The sequence below is a fragment of the Variovorax paradoxus genome, from assembly GCF_022009635.1.
GTDB lineage: Bacteria > Pseudomonadota > Gammaproteobacteria > Burkholderiales > Burkholderiaceae_C > Variovorax.
This window is the reverse complement of sequence record NZ_CP091716.1, coordinates 3755448-3772529: the sequence shown is the minus strand read 5'-3', so window position 1 is coordinate 3772529 and position 17082 is coordinate 3755448. Positions and strand designations below refer to the sequence as shown.

The following is a 17082-nucleotide window of genomic DNA, read 5'->3' as shown; positions in this document are numbered from 1 at the left end:
CAGGAGACAAGAGATGAAGAGGATCGACACACTGGTGCTGGCCTGCGCCGCAAGCCTGGCATTCGGCACCGGCACTGCCTTTGCGCAGAACGCTGGAGCCTGGCCCCAGCGAACCATCAAGATCGTGACGCCAACGCCGCCGGGCGTGGGCTCCGACATCTTCGCGCGCAGCTATGCCGACCAGCTCTCGCGGCTGCTGAAGGTGGCGGTGATCGTGGAGAACAGGCCCGGCGCGCTCGCGACCATCGGCACCGACGCGGTCGCCAAGGCCACGCCCGACGGCTACACGGTGCTGTTCTCGACCAGCAACCCGTTCACGATGACGCCGTTCCTGCTCTCGAAGCTGCCCTACAACCCGAAGGAAGACCTGGTGCCGGTGACGCAGGCGCTCAAGGGCGGCTCCTTCATCGTGGCGAACAACGCGGTACCCGCGCGCAACGCCGACGAGCTGGTGGCGCTGGCCAAGAAGCAGCCGGGGCACATCAGCTTCGCGTCATACGGCTCCGGCAGCACCTCGCACCTGGGCTTCGAGCTGCTGCAGGAGGCCGCTTCCATCGAGATGCTGCACGTGCCCTACAAGCTGGGCGCCATGCCCGACGTGATCGGCGGACAGGTGATGCTGGGCTTCGAGCCGCCGATCTCGGCGCTGCCGAACATCAAGGCCGGCCGCGTGAAGGCGCTGGCGTACACCGGCGCCCAACGCAGCGCCGCGCTGCCCGATGTGCCGACCTTGGCCGAGCGCTACCCGGGGCTCGAAGTGTCGACATGGCTTGGCTTCTGGGTTCCGGCCCGCACGCCGGCCGACATCGTCGAACGGCTGAACCAGGCGATCACCACCGTGACGCGCTCGCCCGAAATGGCGCGGCAGATCGCCGATGCCGGGCTGGAGCCCATGGCCACGAACTCGGCCGACACCCGCGCCATCATCGATCGCGAGGCCCAGACCATGGGCCGGCTCATCAAGGCCAAGGGCATCCGCATCGACTGACGGCGGGCCTTCGCCCGCCTTCACCGCACGCCACCCACCTTCACGCGGCTTCCGAAAGAGGCCGCGTGTCCGGCCGCGCACACCCATGACCACCACGCGCCGACGGCCCTTGCAACAGGCAGGGCCGCGGACCGCTGCACGCCAGTTTTTCTACAACCAGGAGACAAGCACCATGATCCGCCCCACCCTTCTCATTGCCGCCGGCTGCCTCGGCCTTCACGGCCATGCGCTCGCGCAATCGACCATTTCGATCTTCGGCACGGTCGACCTCAACGTCACGTCCGCGAAGTCCGGCATGACCTCCGTCACCGCCATGGACCAGGGCGGCAACATCTTCCCGAGCCGGCTGGGGTTCCGTGGCACCGAAGACCTCGGCGGCGGCCTGGCCGCGGGCTTCTGGCTCGAATCGGCATCGCTGCCCGACACCGGCGAAATGCAGGGCGTGGCCTGGCAGCGGCGCTCCACCCTCAGCCTGTCGCACAACGCATTCGGCGAACTCCGCCTGGGCCGCGACTACACGCCCAGCTTCTGGAACATCTCGCAGTTCTCGCCCTTCGGCACCGTCGGCGTGGGCGGTTCCAGCAACATCGTCGAAGGCTGGCCTTTCGGGCTCGGCGGTGCCAAGACGCTGGTGCGCGCCAACAATTCGGTCAGTTACTTCCTGCCGCGCAACCTGGGTGGCGTCTACGGCCAGTTCACCGTGGCGATGCCCGAGGGCCAGGCCGGCACGAAGTATTCGGGCCTGCGGCTGGGCTATGCGTCGGGCGCTCTGGACATCGCGGCCAGCTACGGGCAGACACCGGTCGAAGGCCTGCACTACCGCAACGCGAGCCTCGGCGGCAGTTATGACTTCGGCCTTGCCAAGCTGTATGCCAACTACCTCCAGCAGAAAGCGCCGAACGACAAGCAGACGAACATCATGCTGGGCCTCAGCGTGCCGGTGGGCGCGGGTGTCATCAAGGCCTCTGTTGCGCGTTCGAACCGCTCGGGCCCCGGCGTGGATGCGGACGACGCAACGCAACTGGCCGTCGGCTATGTGCATTGGCTGAGCAAGCGCAGCGCGATCTATGGAACCTGGTCGAAGATCCGCAACAAGGGCAACGCCGCCTACGTGGTAACGGATGCGCTGAAAGATCCGCAGGCTGGGGCCAGCTCGCGCGGCTTCCAGATCGGGATCTCGCACAACTTCTGACGTGTGCCAAATAACGAATGCCGGGCGCCGCAAGGTGCCCGGCATTCTTTTGCTCAGGAGTTCAGGAAAAGCAGCGGGGGTAGTCGGTGCCGTCGAGCCCCGGCACGACCACCACGCGCGGATCGTTGCCCGCCGCCTGCAACTGGTCAGCGGCATAGTCCGTCACGCAGCCCGCGAGCAGTTGCCGAGGGTCTTCGAGGATCACGCGCATGCGGGTGTTCAGTGCATGCCAGTCGTCGGGGCCGCCGATCGCGGGCATCTCGCTCACTTCGGTGGTGTCGGGCTGCAGCACAGGCCGGCCGCCACGGCCCGGGGCAAAGCGCGGATAGCCCTCGTACATGAGCGGCCCCAGGTCGCTCATGGCGCGCGTGGCCCACCACAGCTTGCGCATCGGCGCCTCGTGCGCCGCCACGGCGTCCAGGTCGACCGGATAGGTGAAGGTCGGTGCCGGCGCATGCGGCGCGATGTACACGCGCTCCAGCGGCAGCGCGTGGCGAGACGCGGCCAGGATCATCGAGCACACCGCGTTGGTGCTCCAGGTAACGCCTGCGGTGGGCCGCCCTTGCCTGCCGACGATCAGCACCATCGCATTCGCCCAGTCGATGCGGTGCCGCTCGAACCAGCCGATCACTCGGTGCCCGGTATCCAGCCCGACGAGAAAGAAGGTGGCGATCATCACCTTGTTCATCGGCACGGTCGCGCCCACGGCGTCGCCGGTGGCTTCGAGGTAATGCGTGCGCAGGTCGGCGGCCGTGAAGGTCTCGGGCTGCGCGAGCGCGCGCAGGATGTAGCGCTCGGTGAGTTCGCAGGCGTACTGCACCATGTCCGCGATGCGCGCCTCGCGCCCCCGGTAGGCAGGCACCGCGATGTCGTCGCGCCAGAGCGAAAGGCTGTTGGCCTGGCGCGCGGTCACGGTGGCGGCCAGCAAACGCTCGGCTTCGCTGCGCCACAGGCCGCCTTCGGGGTCGATCTCCCGCAGCCGCAGCAGCGACGCCAGCGCGGGGCCGAAGTGCGACACCGCCGCCAGCTCCTTGAAGCCGCGCGTGGTGAGCCGGTAGCCCTCGACCTCCGGCGGCTTGCCACGGCCGGGAAAAAGAATGAAGTCGGCCGCCGTAGCAACGACCAGCGCCGCGTCGGGCGCGGCCTGGGCGGTCGCATGCGTCATCTTCGCGCCGATGCTGTCGGCACTGGCGGTGTAGGTCTCGAAGAGCCGAAGGAACTCGGGGCTCTGGAAATTCGGGTTCGTCATGGTGCGGCTCCTTCTTCTGTCTCCAACCTGTAGACCTTGCTCGGCGTGCGAAAGCGGATGTCGGCGCCGAGGCTGTTGGCCACCACCAGATAGGCATGGCCCTTGTCCTCGAAGGCACAGGCGTCGGTGCCGCCCAGGGTCGGAAACTCGCGCCGCACCATCAGCTGGCCATCGGCAAAGCGGTAGCCGACCGAAGTCAGCGAGGTGACCGGCGCCTCGCGACTGCCGAGCAGGAAGTTGATCTGCACCAGCTCGCCGCCCTGCGCATCCTCTCGCCAGACGAACTCGCGCCCGCCGGGGCCGCAGAGCGTCTGGTGCCGCACGAAGGCAACGCCGTCCCAGCGCAGCAGCACGGTGTCGTCGTGCAGGCAGGCGAAGGCCAGCCAGGCCTGGGCGCCGTGCTCGAAGAACTGGAAGGCGCGGCCGGTCTTGCCTTCGAGCAATTGAAAGTCTTCGAAGCGCGTGCCGTTCCAGCGCATGACGCGCGACGGCGCCACATGGTCGGCATAGGCCAGGAAGGATTGCCCGCCGATCTCGAAGAAGGCGAAGTTGTAGCCCCAGACGGAATCGATGACCTGGAACTCCGCGAAACGCTCGCCGTTCCATTCGAAGATCGCCGACTTCGACGGGTGCCTCGGCACAGTGCCTTCCATCGCCACGCCTTGCGCCAGCGCAAGAAAGTGCCGCCCGCCGATGGCGAAGTGCGTCCACTGCTTGGCCGCGAAGGTGGGCACGCGCTGGAACTCGGTGAACACGCCGTCCTTCAGTTCGAAGATGACGGACTCGACGTTGAGCTCATAGGGCCCCGTGCCCGACTTGAGGCTCGCGGTGGCCAGGAAGGCGCGAGCACCGATCTCGAAGAACTCGGCGTCTTCACCTCCCGGCACCGGCAGCCGCGCATGCGGCACGAAGGCCTCGTCCTGCCAGCGATAGACCAGCGCGTCGACATTGCTGTCGCCCACGGTGATCATCGCGGGCTGGCCGGGCACGTCGACCGCGAGCTGCGGCACCACGAGGTAGCGCGTGCCGCCGTGAACGAAGGTCTCCGCGGCGCGCGCCCCGGAGGTGTCGAGGTCCTGGATGTTCTGCATGAGGATCGCTCCTTGGTTCGGCATGTGCACCTTACTGCGAAAGCGGCGCGAAGCCGAACAGCCGCGCCGGGTTGTCTACGAGGATGCGCTGGCGCGTCTGCGCATCGGGCACCCATTGCGCGAGCAGGTTCAGCAGCTCGCCGGTGTCTCGCCCGCCTTCGGGAATATGCGGCCAGTCGCTGCCCCAGATGGTGCGCCGCGGCAGCGCCTCGACGATGGCGTGCGCCAGCGGGCGCAGCTTTTCGTAGTTGCCGTCCTTCGCCACGCGGTAGGGGCCGGAGAGCTTCATCCAGCCGTTGCCCTCGGCCAGCACCCGCAGCAGGCGGTCGAAGTCCTGCCGCGTGAGGCCGTCGCTCTCGAGCATGTAGCCCATGTGGTCGATGACGAAGTCGGCCTCGATGTCTCCCAGGTAGGGAATCAGGTCGCGCACGACCCAGCCCGGCGTATAGAACTGCAGGTGCCAGCCCAGCGCCTTCGTTATTCGCACGCTGCGCTGGATGTACTGCACCAGCTCCGCCGTCGGCAGGCCCGAGCGCAGGAACAGGTCGAGCCGCAGCGCGCGCACGCCGCGGCGGTGCATGTCGTGCAGCGCGGCTTCGGTAATGCTGTCGTCCACCATGGCCACGCCCCGTGCGCGCTCACCGGCGAGGTCGAGCGCGTCGAGCATGCAGCGGTTGTCGGTGCCATAGAAGCTGGGCTGCACGATCACGTAGCGGTCCAGCCCCAGCGAGCCGCACATGGCGTCGAGCTTGACGAGCGGGCCGTCGGGCAAGGTGTAGTGCGGCTGGTCCACATGGGGGTAGCGGTCTTCGCTCTCGAAAACGTGCACATGGGCATCGCAGCCGCCCGCGGGCACGGCGAACGTGGGACGCGCCAGCGTGTCGGCTGCGCGCATGGGCTTGGAAGTGAGGATCTGTGAGCTCATGGTGTCGAAGAAAAAATGAAAGAAAAAACTGCGGGCAGTTGCGCTTCAGCGCACGGGCGTATCGCCGTTCTCGATGCCGACGGAACTCAGCGTCTTCGCGACGCGCTCATGCATTGCGGCCAGCAGCAGGTCGGTGTCGATGCCGGTCATGAGGAAAGGCGCCGCGCCGCGATGCACCAGCTCGGCCGAATAGGCCGCATCCGCGATGCCACCGATGGCGAGCGGCTTGCCCACGCGCAGGCAGGCCGCGAGCGCAGCCTCGTGCGCGGCACGCACGCGCGGATGGCGAAAGTCGCCGGCCACGCCAAGCTCCGCGCTCAGGTCGTTGGTGCCGATGCCCACGATGTCGATGCCCGGCACCGCGGCGATGGCTGCGATGTTCTCGATGCCGAGCGGGCTCTCGATCAGCACCTTCACGGCGGTGGCGCGGTTCATCGCCGCGTTGAAGTCCCCTGCCCCCATCCGGCGATAGCCCACGTGCGGCAGCGTGCCGATGGCCGAGCGGTGGCCCAGCGGCGGAAAGCGGCAGGCTGCCACGAGGTCTTCAGCCTGCGCCACCGTCTCGATGCGCGGCGCGATGATGCCGCCCGCGCCGCCGTCGAGCAGCCGGCCGATGACACCGTACTCGCGCTCGGGCACGCGCACGAAAGGCATGAGCCCGAGGTCGAGCGCGGCGGCGCAGATCTGCGTGGCCGCATCGATGGCGATGGCGCTGTGCTCCAGGTCCACCCAGATCGAATGGTGGCCGCTGGCCTTGGCCAGGCGCGCGACCTCCGGCGTGCGCGAGCAGCGCACGCCCAGCGCGGCGACCGGCAGGCGCTGCCGCAGACGGCTGATGACGAGGTTGGTCGATGCATCGGCCGAAGCCGAAACCGTGTCTTGCGCCATTGCGATGTCCTTCGTATTTGCGTTGTTGTGCTGATGCGAAGGGATGCTAGAGAATGAGCTTCATATCGAGAAATACCGAATTCGGATGGCAATCGATACACAGGAGATATCGTGGAACTTCGTCACCTCCGTTATTTCGTCGCCGTGGCCGAAGAGCTCAACTTCACGCGGGCGGCAGAACGCCTCTACATGGCGCAACCGCCGCTGAGCACGCAGATCCGCACGCTCGAGGAAGAGCTGGGCGTACAGCTCTTCGAGCGCGACAAGCGACGCGTGTACCTGACGCAGGCGGGCCGCCACTTCCTGGACCGCGCACGCGCCATCCTGACCTCTGTGCAGAGCGCGAAAGACGAGGTGCAGAGCGCAGCCGCCGGCGAGGTCGGCAAGCTCAGCGTGGGGTTCACCGCGTCGTCGGTGCTGACGGCCGCGCTGCCGGCGGCCATCCGCAACTACCGTGCGAGCTTTCCGGCGGTGGAGCTGCGGTTGCAGGAGATGGCGTCGATGCACCAGCTCGACGCCATCAACGCCCGCGAACTCGACCTGGGCGTGCTGCGCAAGCCCAACGTGGGCATTCCCGTGGGCGTGACCATCGAGGAGTGGTACTCCGCGCCGCTGGTCGCGGCCATGCCGCAGCAGCATGTGCTGACGCGCGGCAAGGGCATCCACATTCGCGAGCTGCAGGACGTGCCGCTGATCGTCTACCCGCGCGACGCCGGCATCGGGCTTTACTGGAAGGTGCAGGAACTGTGCGCCAAGGCCGGCTTCCGCCCCGCGGTGATGCACGAGACGCGCGAAGCCTCGACCATGGTGGGCCTCGTGGCGGCGGGCTTCGGCGTGGCCATCGTGCCGAACGACACGCAGTGCATCCAGCTCGAGGGCGTGCTGTACAGCCCGATCCTCGACAAGGATGCGGTGTCGAGCCTCTATCTCGGCTATCGCGATGCGGATTCGAATCCGCACCTCGACAGCCTGCTGCGGCTGCTGCGCGCGAGCCGCAAGCGCTGAGGCTACGCCGGGCGGTTCGGCCCGTTGCGCTTGCGGCCGTGCGCGATCCAGCCCAGCGCCGCCGCCGCGAGCAAGGCCGGCGCGGCGGCCAGCATGAACAGACGGCTCCACGGCAACTGCGCGCTCACCAGCAGCCCGCCGACCAGCGGCCCGACGATCGAACCGATACGGCCGACAGCCATCGACAGGCCCACGCCGGTCGCGCGCACGCTGGCCGGGTAATAGTCCACGCACAGCGCCGGGATGTTCATCTGCCCGCCGATGACCAGCAGCCCGATCGCAAACACGAGGCAGAACGCCGCGATCTCGCTGCCCACCACATGAAAGCCGAAGAGCGGCACCAGCAGCGCTCCGAGCGCAAGGCAGATCGAGACCGGACCGAAGGGACTACGCCGCGCTACGACAAAAGACATGGCGAAAGCGCCGGCCACGCCGCCCACATTGAGCATCACGCCAGCCAGCGCCGAGTGTTGCGGGCTCATGCCGTTCATTGCAAGCACGCTCGGGGTCCAGCTCAGCAGGAAGTAGCTGACCAGCAGGATCATGAATGCGGCAATGGCGATCAGCGCGGTTCCTGCGCCGCGCCCGTCGGCGATCAACTCGGCCAGCGGATGCTTGGCATGCGCTGGCTGAGCGTCGGTCGCATGCGCGATGTCACGGCCCGGCTCGGACATGGAAAAGACCAGCGGCAGCAATGCCAGCGCCAACGCACCGCCGCCGATGAAGATGCCGCGCCAGCCCACCTGCTGCATCAGCGCGGCCGTGATGGCCCCACCGGCCACCGCGCCGATGGGAAAGCCCAGGAACATGCGCGAGACGGTGGCGCTGCGCCGGTCGGGTGAAGCATGCTCTGCCGCGAGCGCCGAGATGGTCGGGATGGCGCCGCCCAACCCGATGCCCGAGAGGAATCGCCACGCCATGAGCTGTTCGGGCGTGTTCGATCCCGCGCTCAGCAGGATGAAACCGCCAGCCATGAGGATCGAACCCAGCAGCAGCCTGCGGCGGCCGAAGCGATCAGCCGCCGCGCCCACCGCGATGGCGCCGACCACCGCGCCCGCGAAACTCACGGCAAAGACCTTGCCGAAAGCGCCAGGCGGCATGCCCCACTCCTTCGAGATGAGCGGCGCCACGAAGGACAGCATCAGCGTGTCGTAGCCGTCGATCAGCGCGACAAGAAAGCAGACGAAGATCGAATAGCGGCTGGCGCGCGAAGAGATGCCGGACGGGCTCCTCGCCCAGCTCAATGGGAGCGATGACATGGTTTTTGTCTCCTTCGGGGATGCGGCGCCATGGAGGCGCCGGGTATCCGGCCGATGCTAGGAGCCGCCATCCATATCCACAAATACATTTTCAGGAATGCATTGCGGTAGCTTTTTCGTATGGATGGGGTGCTGAAGCCCTGGAGGCATTGCTCCAGAAATCAGCGTGCGGTGCGGTATGTCAGTTCGATGGCTTGCACGGCCACGTATTGACGAGCGAGGCATAGATGAGCACATAAGCGTCAAGATGCCGGGTAGCCGGAGTCCTTCGAATGTCTTGGGCAACGAGATCGGCAATCTGCCCGAGGTTGACCCCTGCCGGCAGACAGACTGTTTCCTTGCCAGCGGTCTGCGAGCCGACGGCGATCCCGTCGACGACTCCGTCGATATAGCGCAGCGCATCTGCCCTTTCTTGGTTTGCACCACCGAGCCACGCCAGCAGTTCGTTCCCGTTGGTGTTGGCCTGGGCAGCCCCGGAAACCATGGCAAGTGCCAGGAGGAGTCCAAACATACGGTGGAACCTCGGCATCACTGGACCTCGAGGCATCCGATGCACGCAGGCATGAGCGCGTTGAGCCGCGACTTCGGGAAGGATTGTCATGGTCCTGAGGATACCCAAGACCGGCACGAATTTTTCCCGATCACGAAGTCACTGATCGCGAGGCGATGAACGCACTGAGTCGGATAGCCGCCATGAACTTGAAGCAGCTGAGGGTAATGGTCGAAAAAAAACCTCACTCGCTTGCGGCGGGTGAGGTTTTTCAGAAAGGGCTTGGTAGGACGTACTGGATTCGAACCAGTGACCAACGGATTAAAAGTCCGCTGCTCTACCAACTGAGCTAACGTCCCGGAACCATTTTTCGCTTCTTGCCGGTGTTGAATCCAGCAAAGCCTAAGATTATAGCGCGAGGTTTGACGCTATTTTGTCGAGAACCCAACCTGCCGCGCATTGACCGAAAGTCGCGGTCACGCTGACGACCGATCCGTAGCCGTGGCAGTTGAGCGAACCGTCGCCTTCGATCGCGCACGAAGCATCGGGCGGCGCCACGCTTTCGCGGCTGAAGACGCAGGTCACGCCGATCTTGCGGCCCTCGCGCGGGGCGCCATGCTCCTTGCGCAGGCGCTGGCGCAACTGGGCCAGCAGCGGGTCGTGCGTGACGAGCGAGAGGTCGTCGATGTCGACCTTGTGTGCCTGCCGCTTGCCGCCCGCCGCGCCGACGGTGACGAAGGCGGCGCGCGAGGCACGCGCCCACGCGGCCATCGTCAGCTTGGCCTTTACCTGGTCGCAGGCATCGACGACGGCGGTCACCGGTCCGTTCGCAGTCTGAGCGGTTTCGAGCACCGTCGTCCAGTTGCCAGGCTCGACGAACTCGTCTACCGCGAGCACCTTGCACTCGGGGTTGATCTGGGCGATGCGGTCGCGCATGGCCTCGACCTTCGCCTGGCCCACGGTGGCATCGAGGGCGTGGATCTGCCGGTTGATGTTCGACTCGGACACGTGGTCGAGGTCGACCAGCGTCAGCCGCCCCACCCCGCTGCGCGCCAATGCCTCGACCGCCCACGAGCCCACGCCGCCAATGCCGACGACCAGCACGTGCGCATTGCGGATGCGCGCGGCACCCGCCACGCCGTACAGGCGCTCCAAGCCGCCGAAGCGACGCGCATAGTCAGGCGCCGCGGTGTCGATGGCGACGTCCGCGGCGGCGAGAGGCGTGGTGATTCCGGCAGTGATGATCGCGCTCAAGCGGAAAGCTCCGCCTGCATCAGCGCAAACGCGAAAGGCGTTCGCGGCCGGCCTGCGCGGCTTCGGACTGCGGGTAGGCCTTGGTCAGGTCTTCCAGCGTGCGGCGCGCGGCGCGCGTGTCCTTCAGTTCGATCTGGCAGTTCGCGATCGACAGCACGGCCTCGGGGGCCTTGGCATGGTCGGGCGCGAGCGACAGCATCGAGCGGAAATTCGCGATCGCCTCGTTGTAGTTGCGCGTGGCGTACTGGGCATTGCCGAGCCAGAACAGGGCCGACGCGTTGTAGCCGCTCTGCGGATAGCGCTTGACGAATTCGGCGAACGCGGTCTGCGCCTGCGCGAACTGGCCCGAGCGGAACACTCCGAGGGCGGCGTCGAAATCGGCTTTTTCCTTCGGGTCGGCGTTGAACTCGCGGCCGTCCACCGACACCTTCGAGGGCTCGCTCTGCTTGAGCTTGTCGTCGAGAGTGGTCTGGCGCGACTGCATTTCGCTCACGGTGCGCGTGAGCTGCTCGTTCTGGCCAGTCATGCGCGCAAGGTCGCCACGCATCTGCTCGATCTGGTTCTGCAGGTCGAGCAGGCTGCGACGCAATTGGCCGTTTTCGTCGGTCAGTCGCTGGTCGGTTTGCTGGCGCATGGCCTCGACGCGCTGGCGCAGATCAAGGATGGCGCGGCGGGCCTCGTCATCCTCGAACAATGCGGCCTGCGACCCCACCGAGACGCAAAGCAGGGCGGCAGCCAGCGCCGCGCCCCGCAACACAGCGCGTTGCATCACTGGCGGTACGTGATTTCGGCGCGACGGTTCTGCGCCCACACTTCTTCACCCGAGCCCTGGACCGCCGGCTTTTCCTTGCCGAAGCTCACGGCTTCGATCTGGTTGTCGTTCACGCCCAGCAGGGTCAGTGCACGACGCACGGCTTCGGAGCGCTTCTGGCCCAGTGCCAGGTTGTATTCGCGGCCGCCGCGCTCGTCGGTGTGACCTTCGATCGAGACACGGCGCTGCGGGTTGGCCTTGAGGAAACGTGCATGACCATCGATGGCCGACTGGAACTCGGGCTTGACCGTGTAGCTGTCGTAGTCGAAGTAGATGATGCGCGCCACGCCCACCGGACCTTGCGCGGTGCCCGCGTTCGGATCGATGGTCACGGGAGCCACGGCGCTAGCGCCACCTTGCTGGCCGCCGGCGGTGCCGGTGCGATCGGTCACCGGCGTCTCGTTGAGCTTGGTGCCCGACGAACAACCGGCGATGAGAGCCACGATGGCCAGCGAATAAATCGTACGTTTCAACATTTTCGAACTCCTCAAGTAAACCTAATCATTGCTTTTGAAACGGACCCCAGTCCGGTTCTCTTATGTCTCCAGCCTGCCCAGCCAGTCGTGCCTTTATTTTTCCATCCAAAGTGGTCGTCATGAGGGCTTCGCGGCCTTGCAGCTGCGTGGCGTAGACGATCAATTTGCTGTTCGGGGCAAAACTCGGGCTCTCGTCGGCGGAGGTGTCCGTGATAGCGCTGACATTTCCGGAGGCCAACTCCATCACGTGGAGTTTGAAGGCTCCGCCCACCCGGGAGATGTAGGCCAACCACCGGCCATCGCCGCTGACAGCGGGAGAAATGTTGTAGGTGCCGCTGAAGGTGACCCGTGTCGGGTTGCCGCCGCTGGCGCTCATCTTGTAGATCTGCGGGGCGCCGCCACGGTCGCTGACGAAGTAGATGGTGCTGCCGTCGGCCGAGAACGCCGGCTCGGTGTCGATGCTCGAGCTTTGCGTCAGGCGGCGCGGTTCGCCGCCGCTGGCCGGAATGGTGAAGAGCTGCGAACCGCCGTCGCGGCTGAGGGTGACCGCAAGGGAGTTGCCGTCGGGTGCCCAGGCCGGCGCGCTGTTGGAACCCTTGAAGTTCGCGAGCAGCCGGCGCTGGCCGCTGGCCACGTTGTGCACGTAGACGACCGGCTTGCGCGACTCGAAGGACACATACGCCAATTGCTGACCGTTGGACGACCAGCACGGCGAGATGATGGGCTCGGGGCTGGCCAGAGCGGCCTGCGCGTTCTCGCCGTCGGCGTCGGCCACCCACAGCGAATAGCGGCTGCCGGCCTTGGTGACGTAGGCGATGCGGGTCGAGAAGATGCCTTTTTCGCCGGTCAGCTTCTCGTACACGTAGTCGGCAATGCGGTGCGAGGCCAGGCGCAGGTCGCCTTGCGGCACCGTGTAGCTCTGCCCCCCGAGATCCTGCCCCTTGACCACGTCCCACAGGCGGAAACGCACGTCGAAGCGGCCGTCGGCCAGGCGGCTGACGCTACCCACCACGAGCGAATCGGCGGTGCGCTGGCGCCACAGCGACAGGTCGGGGCGCGAGGCCTCGTCCAGCGCCTGGCCCGAGGCGTCTACGCCACGGAACTGGCCGCTTCGTTCCAGGTCGGCCTGGACGATGTCGGAGATCTTCTGCGGGGAGGATTCCTGTCCCTTGAAGGGGACGAGCGCGATTGGCAGCTGCGTCAGCCCGACGCCCGACACTTCGACCCGGAACTGGGCGAGTGCAGGAAGCATGGGAGTGGCGGCAAGAGCCGCGATGACGGTGCGGCGTGCAAATAGCGATGAAGAAGGAGTTGGAATTGGAGTTGGCAACGGCTTGTTCATGCGGTTCGGAGAGGTTTCCGGGTAAAAAGTTCTCCCCGGCTTGACGGTGCACATGTTACACACTGGTTTGGAGACGCCGTCACAAAACGTTTATCCAGCGGTACGGTCCTACAGAATCACTTCAGGAAGCCCGGAACGGGCCCACCCGTAGAATCCGCCGCCATGCAAGCTTCCCCCGGCGGCGAGACTCCTCGCCCTCCCCTGATGCGCCGTCTGGCGCGACTCATGACCTGGTTCGGCGGCTCGCGCCAATGGTGGGCCCTTGGATTGAGCGGGGCGATGCTGGCGGCAATCACCGAGCCGCTCATGGCCGCCCTGCTCAAACCACTGCTCGACCGCGGCTTCACCCGCGGCGAAATGCCGCTGTGGTTCGTGCCCGCCGCCGTGCTGCTGCTGTTCGCGGTGCGCGGTATTGCCCAGTTCATTTCCCAGTACGCCCTGTCGCGCATCGCCAATGAAGGCATGCAGAAACTGCGGCGGGTGATGTTCGAGCGCCTGCTCGGCGCCGAGCTCGCGCTGTTCACGCGGCAGTCGGCCAGTGCGCTTTCGAATACGGTGGTCTACGAAGTGCAGACCGGCGCGATGCTGCTGGTACAGGCCCTGCTCGGCCTTTCGCGCGACGGCTTCACGCTGATCGCGCTGCTGGGCTACCTGGTCTACCTGAACTGGAAGCTTACGCTCATCGTCGCCTTCCTGGTGCCCAGCATCTCGTGGATCATGAAGGTGTTCTCCAAGCGGCTCTACCGGCTCACGCAGCAGGGCCAGCAGGCCACCGACGAGCTGGCCTACGTGGTCGAGGAAAACGTGCTCGCCCACCGCGTGGTGCGCCTGCACGGCGCCGAAGGCGCGCAGGGCCGCCGCTTCGAGCAGCTGAGCCAGCGCCTGAACCGCCTGGCCGTGAAGTCGACCATTGCGCAGGCCGCGACCACGCCGCTCACGCAGATGATGGCCTCGCTCGCGCTGTCGGTAGTGGTGATGATCGCGCTCTGGCAAAGCGGCAAGCAGGGCTTCACCGTCGGCGGCTTCGTCGCCTACATCACGGCCATGCTGATGCTCATCGCACCGATCCGCCGGCTGGCCGAAGTGGCAGGGCCGATCACGCGCGGCCTGGCCGCGCTGGAACGCGGGCTGGTGCTGATCGACGAGGTCGCGCCGGAATCGCAGGGCACGTTCCGCATCGAGCATGCCGAAGGCCGCATCGAGCTGCGCAACGTGCAGGTCAGCTACCGTGGCGACGACGAGCAGCGCGCCCTCGACGGCGTGAACCTCACCATCGAGCCCGGCCAGGTGGTCGCATTCGTCGGCCCCTCGGGTTCGGGCAAGACCACGCTGGTCAACCTGCTGCCGCGCTTCGTGCAGCCCAGCAGCGGCCAGGTGCTGCTCGACGGACACGACACCAGCGAATGGGAGCTCAAGAGCCTGCGCGCGCAATTCGCGATGGTGAGCCAGGACGTGGTGATGCTCAACGAGACCCTCGCCGCCAACGTGGCGCTGGGTTCGGAGATCGATCGCGAACGCGTGCTGCAATGCATCGATGCCGCCAACCTGAGCTCGCACGTCGAGAACCTGCCGCAGGGCATCGACACGGTGCTGGGCCACAACGCCACGCAGCTTTCAGGCGGTCAGCGTCAGCGCCTGGCGATTGCCCGCGCGCTCTACAAGAACGCGCCGGTGCTGTTGCTCGACGAAGCCACGTCGGCGCTGGACACCGAATCGGAACGGCTGGTGCAGGACGCCCTGCAGCGCCTGATGCAGAACCGCACCACGTTGATCGTGGCCCACCGCCTGTCGACCATCCAGCACGCGGACCGGATCATCGTGATGGAGCAAGGCCGCATCGCCGAGCAAGGCAGCCACGAGCAGCTGATGCAGCTCGACGGCCTCTATGCGCGGCTGCAGACGCTCGCCGTGCGCAGCGCGCCGCCGGGGCAAGACCCGACGCTCTGACCGGGCCGCCGGGGCGTCCGGGTCAGAGCAGCACGATGTCGTACTGCCCCTGCCCGATCGCCGGCTCCGACTGCAGCGAAATCGGCTTGCCGATGAAGTCGCTCAGGCCCGCCAGATGCTGGCTTTCCTCGTCGAGGAACAGCTCGATCACCTGCGGCGACGACACGATGCGGAACTCGCGCGGCGTGAACTGACGCGCCTCGCGCAAGATTTCGCGCATCACGTCGTAGGCCACGCTGCGCGCGGTCTTCACGATGCCTTGCCCGCCACAGGCCGCGCAAGGCTCGCACAGCATGTGCGCGAGCGATTCGCGCGTGCGCTTGCGCGTCATCTCGACCAGACCGAGCTGCGAGAAGCCGCCGGCAGTGGTTTTCACGCGGTCGCGCGCCAGCTGCTTGCGAAACTCCCCCAGCACCTGCTCGCGATGGTCGTCCCGGCCCATGTCGATGAAGTCGACGATGATGATCCCGCCCAGGTTGCGCAGCCGCAGCTGCCGCGCAATGGCCTGCGCCGCCTCCAGGTTGGTCTTGAAGATGGTGTCGTCGAAGTTGCGCGCGCCGACGAAGCCGCCGGTGTTCACGTCCACCGTGGTGAGCGCCTCGGTCTGGTCGACCACGAGGTAGCCGCCCGACTTGAGCTCGACGCGACGCCCCAGCGCCTTCGCGATTTCCTCGTCGACCGAATACAGATCGAAGATCGGCCGTTCGCCCTTGTAGTGCTGCAGCTTGCCGGCGGCCTTGGGCATGAATTCGAGGCCGAACTTCAGCAGCACCTCGAACTGCTCGCGCGAGTCGATGCGGATGGTCTGCGTGTCTTCGCTGGTCATGTCGCGCAGCACGCGCTGCAGCAGGCTGAGGTCCTGATGCAGCAGCGACATCGGCGGCATGCGCATCGAGGCCTCGCGAATGCGCGACCAGGTCTTGCGCAGGTAGGCGATGTCTTCGGCCAGCTCGGGGTCGGACGAATCCTCGCCGTTGGTGCGCAGGATGAAGCCGCCGGTGTTGGCCGGCACCACGCCGCCGCTGTCGGCCGCCGCAGCCGCCTCGATCAGCGCCAGCATGCGGTTGCGCAGCGACTCGCGCTGGTCCGACGGAATCTTCTGCGACACGCCGATGTGGTTGTCCTGCGGCAAGAACACCAGCAGCCGCCCGGCAATGCTGATCTGCGTGGAAAGCCGCGCGCCCTTGGTGCCGATCGGGTCCTTGATGACCTGCACCAGCAACGACTGCCCCTCGAACACCTGCTTCTCGATGGGCACCATCGGCCCGCCGTTGCGGTGATCGCGCTCGGGTGCCGGCGCGCTGGGCCGCGAACCCGGCGTGAACGGCGCCACGATGTCGGCCACGTGCAGGAAGGCGGTGCGCTCCAGGCCGATGTCGATGAAGGCCGACTGCATGCCCGGCAGCACGCGCGACACCTTGCCGAGGTAGATGTTGCCGACCAGTCCGCGCTCCAGCGTGCGCTCGACGTGCAGCTCTTGCACCGCGCCGTGCTCGACCAGCGCCACACGGGTCTCTTGCGGGGACCAGTTGATCAGGATGTCTTGCATGGAATTCTTGTCAGGTATTGAAACCGGCGCCGCGCAGCAGTTCGGCGGTCTCGAACATGGGAAGTCCCATGATGCCCGAATAGGACCCGCTGATGTGCTCGATGAACGCGGCCGCCGCGCCCTGGATGGCATAGGCCCCGGCCTTGCCGAGCGGCTCGCCGCTTTCGGCGTAGCGGGCAATCTGTGCTTCGGTGACTTTCGCGAAGCGCACGCGCGAGACGCTGAGCGCGGCAAGGCGCCGGTCGCCGTCCTGCAGGGCCACGGCCGTCAGCACGCGGTGCATCGCGCCGGAGAGCATCGCGAGCATGCGGGCGGCATCGGCGGCGTCCTCGGGCTTGCCGAGGATGGTGCGGCCGAGCGCGACCGTGGTGTCGGCGCAGAGCACCGGCGCGCTGGCCAGCCCGCGCCGCTGCAGCCTCGCAACAGCGGCATCGAGCTTGAGCGCGGTCACGCGCTGCACGTAGGAGGCCGGCGCCTCGTTCGGCAGCACCGCTTCGAGCGATTCGGCGTCCTCGCTGGCGTCCGCAAGCAGTAGCGCATGGCGAATGCCGAGCTGGCCCAGCAGTTGGGCACGGCGCGGGCTTTGCGAGGCGAGGTAGATGAAGTCGGACAAGGT

The 17082-nt window shown here is 66.6% G+C and carries 16 protein-coding genes and 1 tRNA gene; 4 read left to right on the top strand and 13 right to left on the bottom strand.

Annotated elements, in window-relative coordinates; all coding sequences use genetic code 11:
* Positions 1-13: 13 nt before the first annotated feature.
* Both L3V85_RS17565 and L3V85_RS17560 read left to right on the top strand, forming a co-directional pair.
* Positions 14-988, top strand: a complete 975-nt coding sequence (locus L3V85_RS17565; protein ID WP_237680311.1) for a Bug family tripartite tricarboxylate transporter substrate binding protein — start codon at positions 14-16, stop codon at positions 986-988.
* A 172-nt stretch (positions 989-1160) separates the two neighbouring features.
* Positions 1161-2180 carry a porin gene (locus tag L3V85_RS17560; protein WP_237680310.1) on the top strand — a complete coding sequence of 340 codons (1020 nt, stop codon included), beginning with the start codon at positions 1161-1163 and terminating at the stop codon, positions 2178-2180.
* 61 nt (positions 2181-2241) lie between these two features.
* On the opposite strand, the gene L3V85_RS17555 is transcribed toward L3V85_RS17560, so the two are convergent.
* The 4 genes from L3V85_RS17555 to L3V85_RS17540 are packed head-to-tail and all read right to left on the bottom strand — an operon-like array spanning position 2242 to position 6333.
* Positions 2242-3429 carry a DUF5624 domain-containing protein gene (locus L3V85_RS17555; protein ID WP_237680309.1) on the bottom strand — a complete coding sequence of 396 codons (1188 nt, stop codon included), beginning with the start codon at positions 3427-3429 and terminating at the stop codon, positions 2242-2244.
* On the bottom strand, positions 3426-4520 hold the full coding sequence (locus L3V85_RS17550; RefSeq protein WP_237680308.1) for a hypothetical protein: 1095 nt from the start codon (positions 4518-4520) through the stop codon (positions 3426-3428). Before L3V85_RS17550 ends, L3V85_RS17555 begins: the two co-directional genes overlap by 4 nt.
* Positions 4521-4551: 31 nt before the next feature.
* Positions 4552-5445 carry an amidohydrolase family protein gene (locus L3V85_RS17545; protein WP_237680307.1) on the bottom strand — a complete coding sequence of 298 codons (894 nt, stop codon included), beginning with the start codon at positions 5443-5445 and terminating at the stop codon, positions 4552-4554.
* 45 nt (positions 5446-5490) lie between these two features.
* Complete coding sequence (locus L3V85_RS17540; RefSeq protein ID WP_237680306.1) at positions 5491-6333, bottom strand: HpcH/HpaI aldolase family protein; 843 nt, start codon at positions 6331-6333, stop codon at positions 5491-5493.
* A 111-nt stretch (positions 6334-6444) separates the two neighbouring features.
* On the opposite strand from L3V85_RS17540, the gene L3V85_RS17535 reads away from it, so the two are divergent.
* Positions 6445-7338, top strand: a complete 894-nt coding sequence (locus L3V85_RS17535) for a LysR substrate-binding domain-containing protein (RefSeq protein WP_237680305.1) — start codon at positions 6445-6447, stop codon at positions 7336-7338.
* Between the two features lie 2 nt (positions 7339-7340).
* On the opposite strand, the gene L3V85_RS17530 is transcribed toward L3V85_RS17535, so the two are convergent.
* The 7 genes from L3V85_RS17530 to tolB all read right to left on the bottom strand — a co-directional run bounded on the left by L3V85_RS17530 (position 7341) and on the right by tolB (position 12880).
* Complete coding sequence (locus L3V85_RS17530) at positions 7341-8597, bottom strand: MFS transporter (protein ID WP_237680304.1); 1257 nt, start codon at positions 8595-8597, stop codon at positions 7341-7343.
* A gap of 181 nt (positions 8598-8778) precedes the next feature.
* Positions 8779-9108: a Rap1a/Tai family immunity protein gene (locus tag L3V85_RS17525; RefSeq protein WP_237680303.1), complete on the bottom strand. Its 330-nt coding sequence runs from the start codon at positions 9106-9108 to the stop codon at positions 8779-8781.
* Between the two features lie 262 nt (positions 9109-9370).
* Positions 9371-9446: transfer RNA gene (locus tag L3V85_RS17520), tRNA-Lys, on the bottom strand.
* Positions 9447-9495: 49 nt separating this feature from the next.
* On the bottom strand, positions 9496-10341 hold the full coding sequence (locus L3V85_RS17515; protein WP_414080131.1) for a tRNA threonylcarbamoyladenosine dehydratase: 846 nt from the start codon (positions 10339-10341) through the stop codon (positions 9496-9498).
* Positions 10342-10360: 19 nt separating this feature from the next.
* Positions 10361-11110, bottom strand: a complete 750-nt coding sequence (gene ybgF / locus L3V85_RS17510; RefSeq protein ID WP_237680302.1) for a tol-pal system protein YbgF — start codon at positions 11108-11110, stop codon at positions 10361-10363.
* On the bottom strand, positions 11110-11628 hold the full coding sequence (pal, locus tag L3V85_RS17505) for a peptidoglycan-associated lipoprotein Pal (protein WP_237680301.1): 519 nt from the start codon (positions 11626-11628) through the stop codon (positions 11110-11112). The genes ybgF and pal overlap by 1 nt, the downstream gene beginning before the upstream one ends.
* Positions 11629-11653: 25 nt before the next feature.
* Positions 11654-12880, bottom strand: coding sequence for a Tol-Pal system beta propeller repeat protein TolB (gene tolB, locus L3V85_RS17500; RefSeq protein ID WP_237680300.1), 1227 nt, complete (start codon positions 12878-12880; stop codon positions 11654-11656).
* A gap of 252 nt (positions 12881-13132) precedes the next feature.
* On the opposite strand from tolB, the gene msbA reads away from it, so the two are divergent.
* Positions 13133-14917 (top strand): lipid A export permease/ATP-binding protein MsbA, encoded by a 1785-nt coding sequence (msbA, locus tag L3V85_RS17495; protein WP_237680299.1) that lies wholly within the window; start codon positions 13133-13135, stop codon positions 14915-14917.
* Positions 14918-14939: 22 nt separating this feature from the next.
* Here msbA and rng read toward each other — a convergent pair whose 3' ends face one another.
* Both rng and L3V85_RS17485 read right to left on the bottom strand, forming a co-directional pair.
* Positions 14940-16466 (bottom strand): ribonuclease G, encoded by a 1527-nt coding sequence (rng, locus tag L3V85_RS17490; RefSeq protein WP_237680298.1) that lies wholly within the window; start codon positions 16464-16466, stop codon positions 14940-14942.
* A gap of 10 nt (positions 16467-16476) precedes the next feature.
* Entirely contained in the window at positions 16477-17079 is a 603-nt protein-coding gene (locus L3V85_RS17485; RefSeq protein WP_237680297.1) for a Maf family protein, read from the bottom strand.
* Positions 17080-17082: the final 3 nt, after the last annotated feature.

Excerpts from the sequence above, each read along its gene's own strand:
- ybgF (WP_237680302.1), bottom strand. The coding sequence starts at position 11,110 with ATGCAACGCGCTGTGTTGCGGGGCGCGGCGCTGGCTGCCGCCCTGCTT.
- rng (WP_237680298.1), bottom strand. The coding sequence starts at position 16,466 with ATGCAAGACATCCTGATCAACTGGTCCCCGCAAGAGACCCGTGTGGCG.
- L3V85_RS17565 (WP_237680311.1), top strand. The coding sequence starts at position 14 with ATGAAGAGGATCGACACACTGGTGCTGGCCTGCGCCGCAAGCCTGGCA.
- L3V85_RS17550 (WP_237680308.1), bottom strand. The coding sequence starts at position 4,520 with ATGCAGAACATCCAGGACCTCGACACCTCCGGGGCGCGCGCCGCGGAG.
- L3V85_RS17545 (WP_237680307.1), bottom strand. The coding sequence starts at position 5,445 with ATGAGCTCACAGATCCTCACTTCCAAGCCCATGCGCGCAGCCGACACG.
- msbA (WP_237680299.1), top strand. The coding sequence starts at position 13,133 with ATGCAAGCTTCCCCCGGCGGCGAGACTCCTCGCCCTCCCCTGATGCGC.
- L3V85_RS17530 (WP_237680304.1), bottom strand. The coding sequence starts at position 8,597 with ATGTCATCGCTCCCATTGAGCTGGGCGAGGAGCCCGTCCGGCATCTCT.
- tolB (WP_237680300.1), bottom strand. The coding sequence starts at position 12,880 with ATGCTTCCTGCACTCGCCCAGTTCCGGGTCGAAGTGTCGGGCGTCGGG.
- pal (WP_237680301.1), bottom strand. The coding sequence starts at position 11,628 with ATGTTGAAACGTACGATTTATTCGCTGGCCATCGTGGCTCTCATCGCC.
- L3V85_RS17525 (WP_237680303.1), bottom strand. The coding sequence starts at position 9,108 with ATGTTTGGACTCCTCCTGGCACTTGCCATGGTTTCCGGGGCTGCCCAG.
- L3V85_RS17560 (WP_237680310.1), top strand. The coding sequence starts at position 1,161 with ATGATCCGCCCCACCCTTCTCATTGCCGCCGGCTGCCTCGGCCTTCAC.
- L3V85_RS17540 (WP_237680306.1), bottom strand. The coding sequence starts at position 6,333 with ATGGCGCAAGACACGGTTTCGGCTTCGGCCGATGCATCGACCAACCTC.
- L3V85_RS17555 (WP_237680309.1), bottom strand. The coding sequence starts at position 3,429 with ATGACGAACCCGAATTTCCAGAGCCCCGAGTTCCTTCGGCTCTTCGAG.